Source organism: Halalkaliarchaeum sp. AArc-GB (assembly GCF_031432225.1).
Classification (GTDB): Archaea; Halobacteriota; Halobacteria; order Halobacteriales; family Haloferacaceae; genus Halalkaliarchaeum.
Genome location: NZ_JAVKGM010000003.1, coordinates 1 through 20,260, shown reverse-complemented (window position 1 = coordinate 20,260; position 20,260 = coordinate 1). Strand labels below are relative to the sequence as shown.

General features: G+C 65.3%; 21 protein-coding genes and 1 other RNA gene. 16 read left to right on the top strand and 6 right to left on the bottom strand.

The window, feature by feature from the left end; all coding sequences use genetic code 11:
- Nucleotides 1-7: 7 nt before the first annotated feature.
- The 4 genes from RH858_RS04910 to pyk all read left to right on the top strand — a co-directional run bounded on the left by RH858_RS04910 (nt 8) and on the right by pyk (nt 6,730).
- Nucleotides 8-2,743: a molybdopterin-dependent oxidoreductase gene (locus RH858_RS04910; protein ID WP_310561262.1), complete on the top strand. Its 2,736-nt coding sequence runs from the start codon at nt 8-10 to the stop codon at nt 2,741-2,743.
- 17 nt (nt 2,744-2,760) lie between these two features.
- Nucleotides 2,761-3,393, top strand: a complete 633-nt coding sequence (locus tag RH858_RS04905) for a molecular chaperone TorD family protein (RefSeq protein WP_310561261.1) — start codon at nt 2,761-2,763, stop codon at nt 3,391-3,393.
- Nucleotides 3,394-3,546: 153 nt separating this feature from the next.
- A complete protein-coding gene (locus RH858_RS04900) occupies nt 3,547-4,872 on the top strand; it encodes a phosphoribosylamine--glycine ligase (RefSeq protein WP_259535964.1) in 1,326 nt (441 codons plus the stop codon).
- A gap of 100 nt (nt 4,873-4,972) precedes the next feature.
- Entirely contained in the window at nt 4,973-6,730 is a 1,758-nt protein-coding gene (gene pyk, locus RH858_RS04895; RefSeq protein WP_310561260.1) for a pyruvate kinase, read from the top strand.
- Nucleotides 6,731-6,767: 37 nt separating this feature from the next.
- Here pyk and RH858_RS04890 read toward each other — a convergent pair whose 3' ends face one another.
- The gene (locus RH858_RS04890; RefSeq protein WP_310561259.1) at nt 6,768-7,220 is read right to left on the bottom strand and encodes a universal stress protein; all 453 of its coding nucleotides are present in this window, start codon (nt 7,218-7,220) and stop codon (nt 6,768-6,770) included.
- A 126-nt stretch (nt 7,221-7,346) separates the two neighbouring features.
- On the opposite strand from RH858_RS04890, the gene ffs reads away from it, so the two are divergent.
- The 6 genes from ffs (at nt 7,347) to RH858_RS04860 (ending at nt 12,647) form a co-directional block, all read left to right on the top strand.
- Nucleotides 7,347-7,659, top strand: an RNA gene (gene ffs / locus RH858_RS04885) — signal recognition particle sRNA.
- A 92-nt stretch (nt 7,660-7,751) separates the two neighbouring features.
- Entirely contained in the window at nt 7,752-8,207 is a 456-nt protein-coding gene (locus RH858_RS04880; protein WP_259535970.1) for a DUF2240 family protein, read from the top strand.
- Nucleotides 8,207-8,584: a hypothetical protein gene (locus RH858_RS04875; protein WP_259535972.1), complete on the top strand. Its 378-nt coding sequence runs from the start codon at nt 8,207-8,209 to the stop codon at nt 8,582-8,584. The genes RH858_RS04880 and RH858_RS04875 overlap by 1 nt, the downstream gene beginning before the upstream one ends.
- A 75-nt stretch (nt 8,585-8,659) precedes the next feature.
- Entirely contained in the window at nt 8,660-9,610 is a 951-nt protein-coding gene (locus tag RH858_RS04870; RefSeq protein WP_259535974.1) for a succinylglutamate desuccinylase/aspartoacylase family protein, read from the top strand.
- A gap of 128 nt (nt 9,611-9,738) precedes the next feature.
- Nucleotides 9,739-10,926 carry a substrate-binding domain-containing protein gene (locus tag RH858_RS04865; protein ID WP_259535976.1) on the top strand — a complete coding sequence of 396 codons (1,188 nt, stop codon included), beginning with the start codon at nt 9,739-9,741 and terminating at the stop codon, nt 10,924-10,926.
- Nucleotides 10,927-11,027: 101 nt separating this feature from the next.
- Nucleotides 11,028-12,647, top strand: a complete 1,620-nt coding sequence (locus RH858_RS04860; RefSeq protein WP_259535977.1) for an iron ABC transporter permease — start codon at nt 11,028-11,030, stop codon at nt 12,645-12,647.
- Here RH858_RS04860 and RH858_RS04855 read toward each other — a convergent pair whose 3' ends face one another.
- A complete protein-coding gene (locus RH858_RS04855) occupies nt 12,648-12,872 on the bottom strand; it encodes a hypothetical protein (RefSeq protein ID WP_259535979.1) in 225 nt (74 codons plus the stop codon).
- A 137-nt stretch (nt 12,873-13,009) separates the two neighbouring features.
- Between RH858_RS04855 and srp19 the strand changes: the two genes are divergently transcribed.
- From srp19 to RH858_RS04840, 3 genes are all read left to right on the top strand, one after another.
- Complete coding sequence (gene srp19 / locus RH858_RS04850) at nt 13,010-13,291, top strand: signal recognition particle subunit SRP19 (protein ID WP_259535981.1); 282 nt, start codon at nt 13,010-13,012, stop codon at nt 13,289-13,291.
- Complete coding sequence (locus tag RH858_RS04845) at nt 13,291-13,518, top strand: Gar1/Naf1 family protein (protein ID WP_259535984.1); 228 nt, start codon at nt 13,291-13,293, stop codon at nt 13,516-13,518. The genes srp19 and RH858_RS04845 overlap by 1 nt, the downstream gene beginning before the upstream one ends.
- Nucleotides 13,519-13,579: 61 nt before the next feature.
- The gene (locus RH858_RS04840) at nt 13,580-14,539 is read left to right on the top strand and encodes a presenilin family intramembrane aspartyl protease PSH (protein WP_259535986.1); all 960 of its coding nucleotides are present in this window, start codon (nt 13,580-13,582) and stop codon (nt 14,537-14,539) included.
- Between the two features lie 31 nt (nt 14,540-14,570).
- Here RH858_RS04840 and RH858_RS04835 read toward each other — a convergent pair whose 3' ends face one another.
- Entirely contained in the window at nt 14,571-15,404 is an 834-nt protein-coding gene (locus RH858_RS04835; RefSeq protein WP_310561257.1) for a hypothetical protein, read from the bottom strand.
- 113 nt (nt 15,405-15,517) lie between these two features.
- Here RH858_RS04835 and RH858_RS04830 point away from each other — a divergent pair, with 113 nt between their 5' ends.
- Together RH858_RS04830 and RH858_RS04825 are read left to right on the top strand one after the other, a co-directional pair.
- The gene (locus RH858_RS04830; RefSeq protein ID WP_310561256.1) at nt 15,518-16,210 is read left to right on the top strand and encodes a hypothetical protein; all 693 of its coding nucleotides are present in this window, start codon (nt 15,518-15,520) and stop codon (nt 16,208-16,210) included.
- Nucleotides 16,207-16,992, top strand: a complete 786-nt coding sequence (locus RH858_RS04825; protein WP_310561254.1) for an MBL fold metallo-hydrolase — start codon at nt 16,207-16,209, stop codon at nt 16,990-16,992. Before RH858_RS04830 ends, RH858_RS04825 begins: the two co-directional genes overlap by 4 nt.
- Before the next feature lie 36 nt (nt 16,993-17,028).
- Here the strand turns inward: RH858_RS04825 and RH858_RS04820 are convergent, their stop codons facing one another.
- Both RH858_RS04820 and RH858_RS04815 read right to left on the bottom strand, forming a co-directional pair.
- Complete coding sequence (locus RH858_RS04820) at nt 17,029-17,778, bottom strand: sugar phosphate nucleotidyltransferase (protein WP_310561253.1); 750 nt, start codon at nt 17,776-17,778, stop codon at nt 17,029-17,031.
- A gap of 52 nt (nt 17,779-17,830) precedes the next feature.
- On the bottom strand, nt 17,831-18,283 hold the full coding sequence (locus RH858_RS04815) for a VanZ family protein (RefSeq protein ID WP_310561252.1): 453 nt from the start codon (nt 18,281-18,283) through the stop codon (nt 17,831-17,833).
- A 107-nt stretch (nt 18,284-18,390) separates the two neighbouring features.
- On the opposite strand from RH858_RS04815, the gene RH858_RS04810 reads away from it, so the two are divergent.
- The gene (locus tag RH858_RS04810) at nt 18,391-19,134 is read left to right on the top strand and encodes an alpha/beta hydrolase (protein WP_310561251.1); all 744 of its coding nucleotides are present in this window, start codon (nt 18,391-18,393) and stop codon (nt 19,132-19,134) included.
- Nucleotides 19,135-19,181: 47 nt separating this feature from the next.
- Here the strand turns inward: RH858_RS04810 and RH858_RS04805 are convergent, their stop codons facing one another.
- Entirely contained in the window at nt 19,182-20,066 is an 885-nt protein-coding gene (locus tag RH858_RS04805) for a 2Fe-2S iron-sulfur cluster-binding protein (RefSeq protein ID WP_303650972.1), read from the bottom strand.
- Between the last annotated feature and the right edge of the window lie 194 nt (nt 20,067-20,260).

Here is a 20,260-nt window from a genome sequence, read left to right as displayed (position 1 = left end):
GATACTCATGTCAAAAGCAAACGACGACATCGCGGCCGAGCACAGTAAGAGAGACGGCGTCATGCCGACCGACCGGAGAGGGTTCCTCAAACTCGGGGCGGTGGGCGTTGCAGGGGCCGCAGCGACCCCGCAACTGTCCGCGCTCGCCGAGGCCGAGGACGGAGTCGACACGGCGTTTTCGCCCCGGGACGCCCTCGCGGAAGAGACTGGGGAGTGGCGCGCCTCGACGTGTGCGGGGTGTACCTCGTGGTGTGCCTCCGAGATCCTCGTCGAGGGCGGGCGCGCCCTGAAGGTCCGCGGGAACTCGAACTCCCAGATCCACGGCGTTTCCAACTGTCCCCGCAAGCACCTGGGCATCCAGCAACTGTACGATCCCGACAGGGTCACCCAGCCGATGCGGCGGACGAACCCGAACAAAGGCCCCGACGAGGATCCGGAGTTCGAGCCGATCACGTGGGATGAGGCGATCTCCGAGATCGCCGATCATATCATGATGCTCCGGGAGAACGAGGAGACCCACAAGGCGATGGTCACCCGCGGCCGGTACACGTACCTCCGGCCGATCCTCTACAGTCATTTCCCGGCGATCGTCGGCACCCCGAACAACATCTCCCACAGCGCGATCTGTGCGGAGGCCGAAAAGTTTGGCCCGTACTACACCGAAGGCGAGTGGTCGTACCGCCAGTACGACATCGAGAACACCGACTACGTGATCGCGTGGGGAGCGGACCCGGTCAGTTCCAACCGGCAGGTCTCCTACTACTCCAGCGAGTGGGGAGACATGCTGGACGACGCGGATCTCGCGGTCGTCGAACCGCGCCTGAGCGCGACTGCCGCCAAGGCGGACGAGTTCCTCCCCGTCGAACCCGGCGAGGACGGGGCGGTCGCGGTCGCGATGGCCCATGTGATCCTCACAGAGGGGCTGTGGAGCCGCGAGTTCGTCGGCGAGTTCGCGGACGGCGAAAACCTGTTCGTCGAGGGCGAGGAGGTCGACCCCGAGGAGTTCGACGAGTCCGAAAACAGCACCGGCGTCGTCGACTGGTGGAACGAGGAACTGAAGGACAAAACGCCCGAGTGGGCAGCGGAGCGCTCCGGCGTGCCGGCCGACCAGATCGAACGCGTCGCCCGCAACTTCGGCGAAGCTGGACCGAACGCCCTCGTGTGGATGGGTGGCGGCCCGGTCATGCAGGTTCGGGGCAGCTACACCAGCATGGCGGTCCACGCGCTCAACGGCCTCGTCGGCTCCGTCGGTAACGAGGGTGGAACGCTCTTTTCACCGTCCGACGGTACCGCGAGCCTCCCCGGCGCGGACGACTACATCGACGAGGTCGCCCAGCAGGGGCTCGACTACATCGAGGAACACCGCGACGAGGTGACCGGGGACAAGATCGACCAGCGCGGCGCCAAGGACCAGCCCGTGCTCAAGGAGGGGTCGTCCGGCGGCGGCGTCGTGACCAACAACGCCGCCGACGGGATGCTGGAGGAGGACCCGATGGAGATCAAGTTCCTGCTGTCCTACTGGAACAACTACGCCTTCTCCAATCCCGAGAACCAGCGCTGGATCGATGCGCTGGAGAAACTCGAGGGCGAGGAGTACCTCCACGTCACCGTCGAGACCAACCCCAGCGAGACGGCATGGTTCGCCGACATCGTTCTGCCGGCGACGCATCACCAGTTCGAGCGGTGGGGTCAGCTCCGCAGCACGGCCGCCCGTCGTCGGTCGATCAACCTCCACCAGCCGGTGCTGTGTGACGATCCCGACGATCCGGAGGAGGTCCTCGAGAACGGCCGTCTCTGGAACGTCAAAAGCGACGAGACTGAGATCGTCTACATGATCGCCGACGAACTGGCCGAGCGGGGCTTCACCGAGATGCTCGACTACTGCGAGCAGTACGAGGACCCCGAAACCGGGTTGTCTCCGAGCGACGAGTACGACGACCGCGAACTCCGCGCCCAGGCGTTTTCCCGGAACGCGATCAAACTCCGCATGCAGCCGATGTGGGACCCGGAAGTCGGTCATCCCGGCGGCGACGACTACGACGGCTGGGAACAGTTCCGGGAAGCCGGCATCTGGAACTCCGACGAGTGGGAGTACAGACACCGCTGGCCCTCGGAGGGCGGGGAGTTCGGCACCGTGTCGGGCACCTTCGAGTTTTACAGTGAGACGCTCAAAGAGGCTCTCGGGGGCCACGCCGACCGCTACGACACGGACGTCGACGACATCCTCGAGACGTGTAACTATCTGGCACGGGAAGGCGACGATAACGCGCCGCACCCGTTCCTCCCGCACTACGAGGAGCCGTACATCCACGGCGAGGACGACTACGACTTCGAGTTCGTCGACTACAAGTCCCGGCTCAACAGGGAGGGACGGTCGGCGAACACAGAGTGGTACCAGGAGTTCGGCGACGCCGATCCCGGCGACGAACCCGGGCAGGACGTCGTCAAGCTCCACCCGGACGACGCCGCCGACCTCGGCATCGACGACGGCGACGAGGTCGTGATCGAGTCGCCCGTCGGCGAAATCGAGTGTACGGCCAAACTCTGGGAAGGCGTCCAGCCCGGCACGGTCGCCAAGACGTACGGGCAGGGGCACTGGGCGTACGGCCGCAGGGCCGCCGAGGTGTTCGGCGAGGAAGCCAAGGGTGGCAACAACAACCGCCTGATCCCGGCCGACTACGACCGTCTGAGCGGAAGTTCGGTGTTCTACGGCTGTGTCAGCGTCAACGTGAAGCCGCAGTAACGAATTCAACACCAACGATGAACGAACTATCCAGGGACGAACTGCTGGCCGAGGCGGAACGCCGAGGGAACGCCTACAAGTTCCTCTCGGTCTGTTACCGCCTCCCGGACGAGGAGTGGCGAGAGACGATGGCGGCCGCGCGGAACGCCTCGATACACCCGCGCCTCGAGGAGCTGGTCGGGACAACGCCCCCCGATCGTGACGATCTCCGGGTCGACTACGCGAAGCTGTTCGTCGGTCCCTTCGAGGTGCTCGCGCCGCCGTACGGGTCGGTGTACATGGAGCAACACGGCAGGGCGATGGGCGAGTCGACCCTGGATGTCGAGCGCAGATATCGGGAAGAAGGGCTGGATATCGGCCTCGACGAGCCCGCCGACCACATCGTGGCAGAGCTGGAGTTCCTCTACTACCTCGTCGTAAACGAGGCCGAGGCGCTCAGGAACGACGATCTCGAGACGGCCGCCACCTATCTGGAGAAACAGCGGTCGTTCCTCGAGAGCCACCTCGGGAACTGGATCGGCGAGTTCGCGACCAATGTCGCCGAGAACGCCACCACCGAGTTCTACCGGACGCTCGGCCGGGAGACGGCTCGGTTCGTCGACGGCGATCTAAACCGGATTCGAGAGCAACTCGAGAGACTGGACGGCTGAAGCGAGGACGCCGGAAGCAGCGACGTCGAAAGCGGTGACAAGGGCGCGGCGACGTCGGAGACGACAGCCGTCCTCTGGAGTACCCGCGACGCGGCGAATCAGCGGCTCACTCTCGAGCGTACTTATATAGCATCTCGCACCGATGGGGGCGGCATGAACGCCTCCGACACCAAGCGGTTCCTGTTCTGTTCTCTGGACGCCGCCCTGATCACCGATCTCGCCTGGCAGATCCATCGGGAGGGGCACGACGTCAAGTACTACATTGAAGCCGAAAGCGACAAAGAGATCGGCGACGGGTTCGTTCCGAAAACCGACGATTGGCGCGCGGACGTCGAGTGGGCCGACGTCATCGTTTTCGACGACATCTGGGTCGGCTCCGAGGTGGGAACCGGACAACTCGCACAGGAACTCCGCGAGGACGGACACGCCGTCGTCGGCGGGACCCCGAACACGGATCGCCTCGAGGAGGACCGCGGCTACGCGATGGAGATCCTCGAGGATCACGGGGTGAACACGATCGACCATCGGGAGTTCTACGACTTCGAGGAGGGAATCGAATACGTCCAGAAGAACCCGGCCCCCTACGTCATCAAGCCGCTCGGGGAAGTGCAGAACGTCAAACGATTGCTGTACGTCGGGCGCGAACCCGACGGCGGTGACGTGATCGACGTCCTGCGTGCCTACAAGAAGGCGTGGGGACACCGGATGAAAGGGTTCCAGCTCCAGCGCAAGGTCGAAGGCGTCGAGATAGCCATCTGTGGGTTCTTCGACGGGGAGGAGTTCATCGACGAGGTGAACTTCAACTTCGAGCACAAGCGGCTCTTCCCGGGGAACATCGGCCCACAGACCGGCGAGATGGGGACGTCGATGTTCTGGTCTGGACAGAACCAACTGTTTGCTGAAACGTTCGAAAAACTGGAAGGCTGGCTCGCACAGGAGGGCTACGTCGGAAGCATCGACCTCAACTGCATCGTCAACGCGACCGGGATCTATCCCCTGGAGTTCACGCCGCGCTTTGGCTATCCGACGATCACGCTCCAGGAGGAGTCGATCGAGTCATCCACCGGCCAGTTCTTCTACAATCTCGCACACGGGAACGAGCCCGAACTGGAGGTCCACAGCGGCTTTCAGGTGGCGATACGGGTAGTCCTGCCGCCGTTCCCGTTCGACGACGAGAAGACCTACGACGAGAACTCCCGGAACGCAGCAGTCGTCTTCGAAACCGACAGCCGAGAGGGAATTCATCTCGAGGACACCAAGAAGGTGGACGGACAGTGGCGGGCGGCGGGGGAAAGCGGGATGCCGCTTGTCGTCACCGGTAAAGGAGAGACGATGCAGGAGGCCCGAACGCAGTGCTACGGACGCGTCGACGACATCGTGATCCCGAACCTCTACTACCGGGACGACGTCGGCGAGCGCTGGATGGACGGCGAGGGGGATCGGCTGCAGGCGTGGGGCTATCTCGGGCCGAGATCGTAGCGCCCGACTGTCGTGTCGTCTCCACTCCCTGCTCCGAGGGGATTTACTCGCGTTCGAATCCCATCGTCCCAATTTTAACGTCGGCGTCCCAATGGACAGCATGCGCAACGCCAAGATCGTCTGTACGCTCGGGCCGGCCTCCGACGATCGGAGGACGATCCGGGAGCTCGTCCGGGCGGGGATGTCGGTCGCCCGGCTCAACGCCAGCCACGGGACGACAGACCACCGGGCCGACGTCATCGACAGGATCCGGGAGGTCGACGACGCCACCGCGGAGCCGGTGGCGACCATGGTCGACCTCCAGGGACCGGAGGTCAGGACGGCGCCGCTCGAGGAACCGATCCAGCTCGAGTCGGGGTCGACCGTCCGGTTTTTCGAAGGGGAGACAGCCACGCCGGAGGAGGTCGGGCTGTCGGTGTCGATCACGGCGGCGAAAGCGGGAGACACCGTGTTGCTCGACGACGGAAAGATCGAAGCGACAGTCGAGAGAGTCGACGGGTCGGACGTGTTCGCGCACATCGACTCCGGTGGGAAGCTGGGTGGTCGCAAGGGAGTCAACGTGCCCGGCGTCGATCTCGATCTCGAACTGATCACCGAAGACGACGAGGCGGAGCTTCGACTCGCTGCCAGAAAGGACGCCGACTTCGTCGCCGCGTCGTTCGTGCGCGACCCGGAGGACGTCTACGCCGTTTCCGACTACCTCGAAGACGATTGCGGGGCCGACATCCCGGTCGTCGCGAAAATCGAACGGGCTGGCGCCGTCGACAACCTCGCGAGGATCGTCGACGCCGCCGACGGCGTGATGGTTGCCCGGGGTGATCTCGGTGTGGAGTGCCCCCTCGAGGACGTCCCGATGATCCAAAAGCGGACGATCCGGCTCGCGATCGAACGGGGGGTGCCGGTGATCACCGCTACCGAGATGCTCGACTCGATGGTCCATTCGCCCCGCCCCACCCGCGCGGAGGCGTCGGACGTGGCCAACGCGGTGTTGGACGGCACCGATGCGGTGATGCTGTCGGGGGAAACAGCGGTCGGCGACCACCCGGTCGACGTCGTGAAGACGATGGACCGGATCGTCCGCCAGGTCGAAGCCAGCGACGAGTACGCCGAGACACGCGAGAGGCGGGTTCCGGCGGCACAGCGGGAATCGCGTACGGAAGCGCTCTCCAGATCGGCCAGGTATCTCGCCCGCGACATCGGCGCCGCCGCAATCGTTGCAGTCTCGGAGTCGGGATACACGGCACGGAAGACGGCCAAGTTCCGTCCCGGGGTGCCGGTCGTGGCGACCACTCCCGACGACCGGGTTCGTCGTCAACTCGCGCTCTCGTGGGGGGTCCAGCCGAAGTACGCCGACTACGCCGAGGGGATCGAAGAGATCCTCGACAACGCGGTCGAGGCAGCCCTGTCCGCGGGCGCCGCCGAGAGCGGGGATACCGTCGTCGTCCTGTCCGGAATGATGACCGAAGTGGAGGGAACGAACACAACGAACATGCTGAAGGTACACGTCGCCGCCGAGGCCGTCGCGACGGGCAAGCGGATCGTCGGCGGCCGGGTCGCCGCGCCGGTGATTCGGACCGCAAGCGGCGACCTCTCCGGTGTCGAGGACGGAACGTTGTTGGCGCTCGATGCGGATTTCGACGGCGAGTTCGAGGGCGACGTCCGGAAGCTCGCGGGGATCGTCGACGCTCGACCGGGAATGACGGGATATCCCGCCGTCGTCGCCAGGGAACTGGGGATCCCGATGGTGTCGGGGGCGCCGCTCCCCGATCGAATCGCGGACGGGGCGGTTCTCACACTTGACGCCGAGCGAGGCGTCGTTTATGAGGGCGACGTAACTGTCGATGCGAACCGACGGTAGGCGCCGCCTTCACTTCTCCGGCAACACCGCGGTCGAACTACTCCTCCATGTCGGTCGGCAACACCACGATCGGCCGGTCGGCGTTCAAAAGCAGGGAGCTTCGAACGCCGCCGGTTATCAGGTTCAGCCACGTTCCGGTCCCCCTGGAGGTGAACGCGATCGCGGAAGCGTCGAGTTCGTCGGCGTACTCGAGGATCGCGTCTGCGACGTCGGTTCCGTAGCGGATCTCCGATTCGATCTCGAGTCCGTCCTCTCCTGCGAGCATTTCGAACCGCTCGAACGCGTCCTCTGCGTGCTCTTCTCGCTGTACGACGCTCGCTTTGTCGGGCGCGCCGCCTGCTTTCTTGACGACGTAGACGACGTAGATTTCTACGTCGGTGTCGACGGTCCCGTCCGGATCGACGACCCGCGGCCTGAACGACTCGTAGGTGTTGGCCGCGTCCTCGGGGCCGGCCACCGGGATCACGACGCGATCCAGGAGCGAACTCATGTTCGGTAGTTCGAACGGCGACTATTTATAAGCACAGCCGGAACCGCTTCGTCTCACAGCCGAGGTCAGTCAGCCCATCGGTCGGACGCCAGACGAAAGGCCCTTATGTGACTCCGGTGTACTCCCGTATGGACTAGGCTGGGCGGTTAGGCCCCGCTCGAAACCCGTGAGAGAGTCTTTAGCGGGGGCCGAAATCCGGGGGCGTCCGGTCAGACCGACGCGGGCCCCGGAAGTCGACGTGGAAGCCTCGTCCGACGGGGACAGCGGTCCGCGGTGCCCGCCCGCAGGGGCGGTCCGCCGCGGTTGGTCGGCGGCAGCGGGTCAGGCGCGGAAGCGAGCAGCCCACCGTCGAACGCCCGTCGCTCGTCGGGTCGCGGGGTGGAGGAGACGACCGGGACTACCCGGGTCGGAACGCCGGGCAATCTCGGGGCGTCCGCATTCATACACCGTACTTTCAGGCCCCAATACCCGCGTCGCTCGCGGTCGATCCGTATCAATCATAACCCTGCACGTACATCGGTCCATCGTTCAATGAGTCTCGAAATCGCAGTCGCGGTCCCGTTCCGTCAGGAGGGAACCGATCGGCTGGGGGAGGGGGAGTTCGTCGTCGCCCTCTCGCTGGATCGCGACTGGTTTTCGCCCGATCAGGCCAAGCGGCTCGTCGATATCGCTCAGGGGCGCGGTCTGCTCGCGGAGGAGGAAGGGGCGCTTCGTGCCCGGTTCGATCCAGCCGACGTCGAGGTGCCGGAGGGGTTCGTCCCCGACGAGTCGATCCTCAGAGAGCAGTCCACGTTCGAACGGGTGCTCGAGTCCCTGGTCGACGCGGGAGTCGAAAAACGGGACGCCGTCGCCGCCATCAACGACCGACAGCGACGGCTCGGCGTGGCGAACGAGGCGGCTGCGATACTCGTTGCGCGCGAGCACGGGATCCAACTCGACGGCATCGCCGAGCGCGCGCGAAGCGACCTCGTGGGGGAGGAGCGCTGATGGTCGACGACCGGCTCTCCGACGGCCCGCGGATCGCAGAGCTTCTCGCCTCGGAACTCACCGGGGGAACAGGCCCGATCCGTAAGCTGGCCGTCGTCGACGCCGAGGTCGACGTCGAGCCGTCCGTCGACGGTGCGTTCGGCTACGCCGTCGAACGGACCGACGGCCGAACCGTCGCTGAGGTGTCCGTGCAGCCGGACCGTGCGTACGTGGAGTTCCGGGTCAACCCGGACGCTGTCGCCCGCACGGCTCGCGAGCGGGGCCTGCGAGTGCGTCCGAAGGCGGTCCATCCGCCTCGGACGATCGTGTTTCTGGAGGACGGAGCCCAGGTAAAGCGGGTCCTCGACGCGTTCGAGGTCGTCTCGGAACCCTCCTAGCGTGGTCGACGGCGCGTCGGTTCGGACCCCACCGAAGTTCACTGGGTACAAAAGCCGTCGGGACGACCGGCAGATATGCACACCGCCGAGACGCTGACGCTCGCCCGGCTTCCCTCCGGCGTGCCGCTTTCGACGACAATCCACACGTACGGCGACGGCGAACCCGTCGTCTACGTCCAGGCAGCCCAGCACGGCCGCGAGGTGAACGGCACCGAGGTTCTGCGCCGGCTCCACGGAACGCTTCTCGAGGCAGACCTCGACGGGACTGTCGTCGCCGTCCCGATCGCGGATCCGCTCACTTTCGACCGGGTCGCGTACGTCACGCCCGAACCCATCGATCCGGTCAACTCCAACATGAACCGTGTGTGGCCGGGCGACCCGGAGGGTACCGTTCACGAACGGATGGCCGATCGCCTGTGGGAGTACGCCGGCCGGGCCGACTACGCCGTCGACCTTCATACGGGTAGCCCGGACACGCTGATCCACACGGTGTATTACGAGGGGGAACCGTCGTGTCGGCGGCTCGCTGAGGCGTTCGGAACGGACCTCCTGCTTGCGGAGCCGGCCGGCGACGACGCCGACACGGAGTGGGACCAGCGGTCGTTCGCGGGCAAGTTCCGGGTCGCCGCCACCCGGGAGGGGATCCCGACGATCACGCCGGAACTGGCCCACAACAGACAACTGGTCGAACCCGCAATCGAGGCCGGCGTCGACGGCATCCTCGAGGTGCTCAGGGAGGTCGGGATCCTCACCGGGGAGCCGCAGCCGTGGGACGGCACCGTCGCACGAAACCATCTCGGGCGGATCCGGGCGACGGACTCGGGGCTGTTCCGCCCCGCCGACGTGGCGACGCTGGGTCGGGAAGTGTCCCCGGGCGACCGACTGGGGACACTGTACCATCCGACGACATACGAGGAACTCCAAGCGGTGAAGGCCGATCGGGAAGGAATCCTGTATTCGGTCACCCGGGAGCCGACTGTCACTGCTGGAAGTAGCCTCGTCGGCGTCGCCGAACGGGTCGAGTGAGGGGTCTCCGGGGCGGATCGTTCTCTACGAATGAGAACCGCCAACGCCTTTTTAGGGAAACCTAAACGATTTCCCTCGCGTGGGAACGAGCGGAACTCTTTTAGTTTTAGGCCGGCCTAAAACTACGTATGCGACAGCGTGAAGCTGGTGAAAGTGGCTGTACCGACGCCGAAACCGACGATATCGTCGACGAACGGCGATCGAATCTCTCCTCCAGGATTGCGGGCTGGGGGAGTCGACGGCAGTTCCTCGCGGCGGGGGCGACGGCGGTCGGAATCGGCCTGGCCGGCTGTCTCGGGGGAGACGGGGAGGCGACCTACGAACGAAACTACGACGGGCCGGGCGTCTCTCCTGAAGGAACTGACTGGGAAGAGCTGCCCGACCTCCACGGGGAACTCACCGTCTACTCCGGTCGGCGCGAGGCACAGATCGGACCCGTGCTGACGGAAATTGAGTCCTATTACGACGATCTCACGATCAACGTCCGGTACGAGGACAACGAAACCCATCTCCGTGCAATCGACGAGGAGGGAGAAAACAGCCCCGCGGACGTCCTCTACACACAGGATTCCGGGACGCTCGGAGCACTCAAAGCGCTCGGCCGGACTGTCGATCTCACCGACGACATCCTGGAGACGGTCCCCGGGAGCTGGCGGGACCCGGAGGGGACCTGGACGGGCGTCTCGGGTCGGACGCGGTGTATCGCGTACAACACGGACACATGGGACGCTGGGGATCTGCCGACGGATCTGTTTGCGTATCCAGAAGCGGACCGGTTCCACGGCGAGATGGGGTGGCGGGTCGATTCGGGCTCGTTCCTCGGCTTCGTTCGGGCGATGATGGTCGAGAACGGGGACGACAGGACCCGACAGTTCCTCGAGGACATGCTCGCGGCCGACGTCAATAATTACGAGGGGGGATCCACGACACCAAACGCGCTGGCCGACGGCGAGGTGTCGATCGGCCTCGTGAACCACTACTACGTCGGGCGGTTGATCGCGGATCAGCCGGACGCGCCAGTGAGTATCACCTTCACCGAGGGGGACGTCGGATCGCTGTTCAACGTCTCGGGAGCAGCCGTGCTCGATTCGAGCGACGAACGGGAGCTCGGCCAGGACTTCATCCGGCATCTGCTGGGACGCCAGGGGCAGGAGTTCTTCGTGGACACGAACAAGGAGTACGCGGTGATCGACGGCGTGGACTACGTCGGTGACCTTCCGACTCTCGAGGATCTCAACCCGCCGGAGTTCGACCTCAACGAACTGGCGGACATCGAGCCGGCGGTCGACCTGCTCCGGGACGTGGGGATGCGGTGACTCGTTTCGTGGTGTCGACTATTGGCGTTTGCCTCCCGCCAGAGAGTGTCACCACGGTTAGGAACCCCTAAAAACGTCCGGAAGTAACCACAGATAACCTCATGGGTGTAACGGAAACGGAATCCGGAACGACCGGAGCCACGGACGGCGGCCCTGACGCCAGACAGGTGGGCCTTACGTTTCTCAGTGGCGCGATCGCGGCCGCAATGTTGCTTCCGGTCTCCTGGATCCTGCTCCGCGCGGCCAGCGTAAACCTCGACCGTGCAGCGGGAATCGTCTTTCGGGCCCGCACGGTCGAGATCGCTTTCAACAGTCTCCTCCTGATGGGTGTTGTGACAGGGCTGTCGGTGTTAATCGGCGTCCCGTTGGCGTATCTCACCGTTCGGACCGACCTCCCGTTCCGGCGGTTCTGGACGATCGCCGTCGCGCTTCCGCTTGCCGTTCCCAGCTATCTCGGCGCGTTCGCGTTCATCGCGGTTTTCAGTCCGCGGGGACAGCTCCAGAGCCTGCTCGAACCGTTCGGGGTCGAGGCGGTTCCCTCCATCTACGGTCTCCACGGCGCGATCCTCATCATCACGCTGTACACGTATCCGTACGTGTATCTGACTACTAGGGCAGCGCTGAAGACGTTCGACACGTCGCTCGTCGAGGCCGCACGGATGTTGAACCACGGTCGCTGGGAGACGTTCAAACGGGTGACGTTTCCACACGTCCGCCCCGCGGTTGTCGCCGGCGCGCTGCTGGTCGCGCTGTACGCCGTCTCCGACTTCGGAACGCCGGCGTTTCTCCAGGCAGAGGTGTTCACCCGGCAGATCTACCTGGAACACCGGTCGCTCGGCGGCGGCGATTACGCGGCGTTCCTCTCGCTGCAGCTCGTGGTGTTGACGGTGTTCATTCTCGCACTCGAATCCCGGATCCGAGGCGACGAGACGATGCACGGTGACACCGCCCGCGCTGGAACCCATCGGATCTCGCTGGGCCGATGGAAGTGGGTGGGCATGGCCGCCTGTGCCGCGATCGTCTTTTTCACGATCGTTCTCCCGGTCGGCGTGTTCCTGCAGTGGCTCGCGACGTCTCAGGCGGACGTTCCCGCGAGCTTCCAGTTCCAGCTCGAATACGTCGTCAACTCCGTTTCCGTGTCGCTTGCAGCGGCAGTCGTGGCGGGGCTCGCGGCGCTGCCGGTTGCGTATCTGGCGACACAGTACGACTCGCGGCTCGGGTTCCTCTTCGAACGGGCGACCTACGTCGGCTACGCGGTTCCCGGCATCGTCATCGGACTCGCCTTAGTGTTCTTCGGGGCGAACTACGGCGGGCTCCTCTACCAGTCGATCCCGATCTTAGTGTTCGCGTACGTCGTCCGGTTCATCCCCCAGTCCGTGGGTTCGACCCGGACCTCGATGCTGCAGGTCGATCCGAAGCTGGTCGAGGCGTCTCGGTCACTCGGGCGGTCGTCGACGGCCACGTTCCGGGAGGTGACGCTGCCGCTGATCGCGCCGGGGGTCGTCGCCGGCGCAGCGCTCGTGTTCCTCACCACCATGAAGGAGCTTCCGGCGACGCTTCTGTTGCGTCCGACTGGATTCGAAACGCTGGTGACCCGGATCTGGGCGGCGGAGTCGGCTGGCCTCCACGGATACGCCGCGATCCCGGCGTTGATTCTGGTTGTGGTGTCCGGACTTTCGATGGTCGTCATACTGCGGCAGGAAGGCTACACCGAAGAGTGATCACAGGATCGTCGCCAGGATCGCGCCGATCCCCATCAAGACGCCGAGAACGACGAACAGCGCGTGCTCGAGGTGTATTCCCTCCGGTTCGATCGACCGTCCTTCGCGTTTGACACCGTCGGGACCGACGTCGTCGACCTCGAACCGCCATTCGGATTCGTCGCCGTCGAGTTCGTCGTCACTCTCGAGTGTGTTGCCGTCTGCGTCTTGGGGACGGTCACTCATCGCTCACTCGTCTTTACTGGGGCGTGCGTATAGGCGTGACGACCCATCCTGGCGCGCGAGTGACGACTCCACCGGCGGTGGTCGGGAGTGATCTCCCGAGTCGAAACGGTATTACGCCCGGCCGTCGGCGTGTCCGTATGGTCGAGAACGTGCTGTGGCCCGCGTACTTCGACGCGGCGCTGTCCCGATCCGAGGGACGGCGCGTCCCGGTCGAACAGGCCCTCGAGGAACCGGCGGTCGACGAGATCGCCACTGCGGTACAGCAGATCGGATACGACGCGGTGATCGAACGCGACAAGGCCTACTCCCGGGAGTACCGTACCCGGGGTCGCGTCCTGGTCCAGGGTGCGACCGACGCCTCGAAGAACGATCTGGTGCAGGCGACGGCCGCGTACCTGAACCTGCTTCGGGAGGAGTGATGCGCCGGCTCGGCACGGTTTCACGGACTGCACAGGGGCTGGCCGTGATCCAGTGTGACGCGGACGAGCCGCCCGAGGTCGGTGCGGAGGTCGTCGACGAGTCGCTCTCCCGAGTCGGGCGGGTCGTCGACGTGTTCGGCCCGGTTTCAGCACCGTACGCCGCGGTTGCGACCGACGACCGGACCGATCTGGTCGATCTCGTCGGCGAGAAGCTGTACGTCCGGTGATCCGTGATTCCGACGGACGCGAACGGAAACCCACAAACGTCTCGACACCGAGCGATAGAATATGGTTCCCCGCGAGTATCCTGCCGTCGGCTTTGCCGTCTCGATCTTCTTCCTCGTCCAGCTCGGTGCGCTGGCGCTCGTTCCGGGCTTTTTCGAGAGCGGCTATCAGGCGGTGGAAAACCCCGACGACCCCGCTATCAGTATCCTGTATCTCGGCGTCATCCTCGTCGCGACCGCCCTCATGCTCGCGGCGTTCAAGTACAACCTCGACCGCGTCGTCCGCGGGTTCGTCCTGTTCGCTGGCGGGATGCTCGCGTGGTACGTCTTCAGCGTGCTGGTCCCACCAGTCTTCGCGCTGATCCCGGCGGTGCTGGTCGTTCTCGGACTGCTGTATCATCCGGAGTGGTACGTCATCGACGTTACCGGAATCGTGATGGGGGCCGGCGCAGCGGGGCTGTTCGGGATCAGTTTCGGACTCCTCCCGTGTATCCTCCTTTTGAGTGCGCTGGCGGTGTACGACGCGATCAGCGTCTACGGGACCGAGCACATGCTCTCGCTCGCGGAGGGGGTCATGGAGCTTCGGATCCCGGTGATCCTCGTCGTTCCGCTCTCGCTTTCCTACTCGCTTCTGGAGGACGACTTCGCCGGCCCGGAAGGCAACGGCGACGACGGGTCGGATTCGGAGGGAAGCGACGGGATGAAAGACGAGTCTCCACAGCGGGACGCGTTCTTTATCGGGCTCGGCGACGCGGTGATGCCCGCGATCATGGTCGCAAGCGCTGCGTTCTTCTCGCCGGCCCCGAACTACGAGGTCCCGATTATCGCGGTGAACCTTCCCGCGATCGGCGCGATGGTTGGAACGATCCTGGGTCTGCTCGTGTTGCTCCGGTGGGTGATGCGCGGCCGGGCCCACGCCGGCCTCCCGCTTTTGAACGGCGGCGCCATCGGCGGCTACCTGCTGGGGTCCCTCGCGGCGGGGGTCACGCTCGCCGAGGCAGTCGGCGTCGCCGGGTTCTTTTGAACTTCTGTACGGTCGACAGCCTCTGGGAGGACTACTCGCCGAGATACTCGCCGACGATCGAGGCGAGCTCCGACCGGAAGGCCCGACGGTCGACTGTCGACTCGGGATGATGGAGCCGGCGGTGATGTCGCCTGAGTGCGTCCTCGAGCAGTCGTTCGTACAGGGAATCGACTGTCACCGGTGTCCCCTGAGCTTCGAGCCGCCCCACGATCCAGTCGAGTCTCGTGTCGGTCGCGTACTCCCGGGCGAACTCTCCAGTGGGTGCGGTGATCGGCACCGGTGGCGAGTCCGACGTGCTGTCGAACTCCGGATGGAGAAGCTTCCCCCGGGGACCGCTGGTGTTCCGGATCTCGATCCCGGCTGCGTGGCCGTCGTACCAGTTCGAGTCCGGGATCCCGTCGGGTGACGGATCGAAATCACGCGGGGGGAGCTCCTTGCGGACGGCGTTGACCGGCTCCAGCCCCAGGCGCTCGAAAACTCGTTCGGCGGCATCTGGCGGGAGGAGCCCCTCGTCGGCCGACCACACCTCGACGCCCAGCACGGACGGCAGCCTATCGAAGTCGTACTCGATGGTCTGACGGTGGGTCGCGACGCCGAACAGGACCACGCGCTCTACGTCGTCGACGGCCGCAGACAGCGCCCCCCTGTCGAGACGTTCCCGGACGTGTCTCACTGCGTGTCGATACGCGCCCGGCACGTCGTCGTCCTCGAAAATCCGTTTGCCGTCCCCGAACCTGACGACGCCGGAGTGTCGCAGCTGGAACCGAAGCGGGGCGCCGTCGATCCACTCCCGGATCCACAGGTGTCCCCCCTCGAACAGCCCGTCGACGGCGTCGATGTCCGGCGTCTTTGGGTACGGTCGCATGCTCGTTCCCGACCAGCGACCGCCGGACCCATATAGCCGTCGGCACGCTCCCGGCTGGGAGGGAAAGCGCTTTACTGGCCGGGGACAGTGTCACGTCGTAGACGAAACCGAGAATGACTGATCACGGAACTCCCGCCGGCGACGAGCGCTCCGAAAGTCTGACCGACTGGTTTCGCGGCGTCCGTTCGTGGCTTTCGAGGACGGCCGATCGGTCTGCGGTCGTCGGCATCGGTCGGCGCGCGTCGAGCGCGGGCGAACGGGTCGCCGACGTCGTCGAAGGTTCGTGGCTCTACCGATGGCTCACCGCAGAACCGGAGCCGGAGGTCGTCGTGATCGATCTCAGGGAGACGTACACGGTCGGGCCGTTCATCCGGTTGCTCGATCTCCTCCTGGAACGTGGTGCCGAGTGGGCTGACAGTTCCCGATTCGTCTCCGGCCTGAAGACGGGGATCGACCGCATCACAGCGGCGCCTCTCCGGGTCGGTGGAGCGTTCGTCGCAGTCCTCGCGGCGGTCGGGTTGATCGTGACGCTGCTCACGGGTGAGCCATCGACGGCGGCCGGAGTCGGCCTCGTGGGGCTGTTGCTCGTCGGCGCGCTGGCGACTCGCGACGAGCGGTCCTGGAGTGAACTGCAAGAGACGCGTCCCGTTCGGCTGCTGGCGGCGGCGTTCGAACCGCCGGAGCCGCCCGAGTCGGAGCCGTCCGAATCGGAGCCGGAGGAGTCGGCGGGATCGCGGGAACCGACACACCTGTCGAAACGGACCGAGACCGCGGATGCGGGCGACGACCGGGAACAAGCCGGGTGATCAGTGTGCGGGTGACGGTTCTGGGGACGGGTGCCGCGCTCGCGACCGGCGATCGCGTCCAGACCGGCCTGCTCGTCGACGTGGAGGGATCGACACTGCTGGTCGACTGCGGGAGCGGCGTCCTCCACCGCCTCGCGGGGATCGGCCGTGGTCCCTCCGAAATCGACGCCGTCCTGCTTTCCCACACCCATCTCGATCACGTCTCGGATCTCCCGGGGATCGTGAAAGCACGATGGATGATCGATCAGTCGATAACGCCGATCGTCGGCCCCCCGGGAACCTCAGACGACGTCGCTCCGCTGTTCGAACTCGACGGGCAGTCGGACCGAGTCGACGTGACCTGCTTCGAGATCGGTGAGGAGCCGGGGGACCGGCGCGAAATCGCCGTTCCGGGGGCGGGAGGTATCGACGTCTCCGTTGTGCCGACGGTTCATTCCCGCCTGGGGGTGGGGTATCGGTTCGAGAACCGGTTCGGCTTCAGCGGCGACACGGAGGCGAGCGCGAACCTGCTCGGGTTCTTCGACGGGGTCGACGTGCTCGTCCACGACTGCGCTCGACCGTCGGGTGGTGAGCCGGACAACCACCCGACTCCGGAGGCGCTCTCCGAGGCGCTCGAGACCGCGGATCCCGACATCGATCGGCTGTATTTGACGCACCTGTATCCGGACGCCGCAGCTCGCGCCGACGAAGCGAGAGAAGTCGTCGCCGAGGCCACCGACGCGACCGTCCACGTCGCCGCCGACACCGACATCGTCGTGAGTGAGCGCGACCAGACGAACTGACGGCGTCCTGCGTTCGCCCGACTGGCATCCAGCAGGCTATCGGTCCCGGACCCGTTCGGTCGCCCGATCGAGATCCGCCGGACGGTTGACGTTCTGTCGCCAGCCGCCGAGCTCTGCGAGTTCGACCGCCTCCACGCGTGCGCCGGCCGCACAGAGCACGTCGACGGCGTCGGACAGTTCGTACTCGCCGCGATCGCTCGGCCGGAGCAGCGACAGCGCCGAAAAGATCTCCGCAGGGAGCACGTAACAGCCCGCGCTGGCGAGCGTCGACGGTGGCTCATCCGGCTTCTCTACGACGCCCTCGACGCGGACGGCACCGTCGTCGAAGGCACCGGCCGGTTCGAACACCCCCGTCTCGGTCGCGTCTTCGGGCGACAGTCGTTCCGCGAGTGCGGTCACTGCGGCGTCGCTTTCGGCGTGCCGGTCGAGGAGGTCACCGAAATCGAACGCCGGATCGAACACGTTGTCCCCGTTTACAAGCAAGAACTCTCCGTCCACGAACGGTTCCGAAAGCGACACCGCGTCACCGAGTCCGAGGCGGTCCCGCTGGTGGACGTACTGGAGATCGAGCTCCCGATACGTGTCGCCGTACTCGGCGACGATGTCGCTGGCCCGGTAGCCGACGACGACCACGACCTCTGTTATCCCGGCCGCGAGCAACTGGTCGAAACACCGGGTCAAAATCGGCGTTCCGTCGACTGCGAGCAGCCCTTTCGGGCGCTCGCGAGTGAGCGGACGGAGCCGCGTCCCGTCCCCCGCCGCGGGAACGACAGCCTGTCTGATCATCGGTCGATCCAACAGCCGGGACGGTGTTGGCCCTTTCGCTCGTGTGCGGTTGCTATTGCACCGGGGGTTGCAACTCCTCGAGCTTCCGGATCCGGTAAAAGCGTACGTACCGGACGACCACACGCCACAGGCCGACCGCGACGGCTGGACCGACGGCGTTGGTAACCATATCCAGTCTGCTGTACGTTCGCTCGGGAACAGTCGCCTGGACGAGTTCGATCCCGATCCCGTAGCCCACCGTGATCAGGAACACGACCGACAGGATCTGCCAGTCGGGGCGGGGGGAGTCCTGCAGCGCGTACGCGAGCACCAGCGCGAGCCCGCCGTACGCCAGGAGATGCATCCACTTGCTGAACGGGAGGACCCCGAACGGGCCGGTTCTGAAGGCGTCGCCGCCAGGCATCGGAACGATGGAGAAGTACAGGATCGTTCCCATTACGGCAACCACAAGCGCCAGCCGAGCCCATCGCGGGAAAAGCGGGATTCGGAACCGACGGAATCGCATACTTGCTGGTGGTTCGGCCCGCCACTTAAACCACCGAATTCGGTGGTGGGTCTGTCACACTCGGTAACAGCACAAACGGTAAGCTGTCGCCCCACGAACTGGATCGCGTGACGTGGACGCGTCGGAGCATTGCGATCGCGCTCGTCGGGGGAGTGCTCGTTCTCGCGGTGGCCGGTGGGGGGCTGTACCTCGAACTCGGCCAGGGCCCGGACCGGGTGGCGCTGTCGGCTGTTCACGACGATCCGAACGTGACCGTCGCCCATACCGTCGGCGGGCACCTGGTTCACTCCGGAACCGTTTCAACCAACACGACCGGGATCGTGCTGTATCCGGGCGGATTGGTCACACCGGAGAGTTACGTCCCGACCGCCGCCGAGATCGCCGTCAGGGACGACGTCGCAGTCGTGATCCCGAAGATGCCGTACAACCTGCCGATCCTCGACGTCGACCGCGCGGGGACCGCCCGCGACGCCGCGCCGGAGATCCGGGACTGGTACGTCGCCGGACACTCGCTGGGGGGTGTGGCGGCCTGTCGGTACGCCGTCGGGGAGCCGGACGAGGTCGAGGGGATCGTCCTGTTCGCGTCCTACTGCGATCGCGACGGTTCCGACGCGGACCTCCGGGCACTTTCGGTGTTGGGAACCGAAGACGAGGTTCTCGATCGGGAGGCCGAACGCCGGAACCGGGAGCTGTTTCCGGCGGAGGCCCGGATCGTCGAGATCGACGGGATGAATCACGCCCAGTTCGGCGCCTATGGTTCACAGCGCGGTGACGGGACGGCGAAGATCGACAACGAGGCGGCGAGAAATCAGGTGGCAATCGAAGTTGTGGTGTGGTTGGAGCAGCAGTAACTGGACGATTGACGCTCCCTTATACCGGCCGGAGCGACGTACCCCTATCAGGGATGTTCGTCCGTCTCGACGGCGAACTCCTCGCGGGGTTGGCCGGTACAGGTGAGGACGTAGCCCTCCTCGATCTCGTCGTCGTCGAGAACCTGATTGTCGGTCATCTCGACGAGTTCGTGCCCGTCGCCGTCGACCTTCGCGGTACACTGCCCACAGACGCCGACTTCACACTGGTAGGGAAGATCCCAGCCCTGATCCAGGCCGGCGTACAGCAGCTCCTCGTCTTCGCTCACCGGGATCGTCTCGCCTTCCTTCACGAACTCGATGTCGTACTGCTCTCCGTCGTCGACAGCGTCTTCCTCTTCGGTGTCGTCCTCGTCGTCGGGGTGGACGCCCGTCTCGATGGCGAACTCCTCGCGGGGCTGGCCGGTACAGGTGAGGACGTAGCCCTCCTCGATCTCCTCGTCGTCGAGGTAGTCGTTGGACGTCATCTCGACGAGTTCGTGCCCGTCGCCGTCGACCTTCGCGGTACACTGACCGCAGACGCCGACCTCACACTGGTAGGGGAGATCCCAGCCCTGATCCAGGCCGGCGTACAGCAGCTCCTCGTCTTCGCCTACCGGAATCGTCTCGCCCTCGTTGGTGAACTCGATGTCGTAACCTTCACCGTCGTCGCCGGTGTCGCCCTCCTCGCCGTCGTCCTCCTCGCCGTCGTCCTCGCCGTCCGCCGGGTCTTCGGGCTCCTGGAGATGTTCGGGTTCCTCGAACAGCCCGACGCAGCCGGCCGTCCCGACGGCCGCAGCGCCGGAGATGGCAGCAAGGACTTTCCGGCGCTGTGTTTTACAGCCGCCACGACCATCACAGTCGGCACCGTTCCCGCCGTCACAGTCGCTCGTTTTCGGTACGTGGGGCGTTTCTCCCGAAGCACTGTCGTCCATTATGTTCGTGGATTAGGCTCTGTTTATTTCGGGATTCGGTTGAATATGACAGTGGTTTAAGTACCAGTCCGCCCGTCGTGCTTCCTCCGGCGGAACCGACATTGTGAATCGCCTCGGGGTCAAGCCCCGGGGCATTCTCCTCGACAGCCTGTAAACGAAGACGGGCGCTGTATCCCCGCGCTGAACGCGAGGTT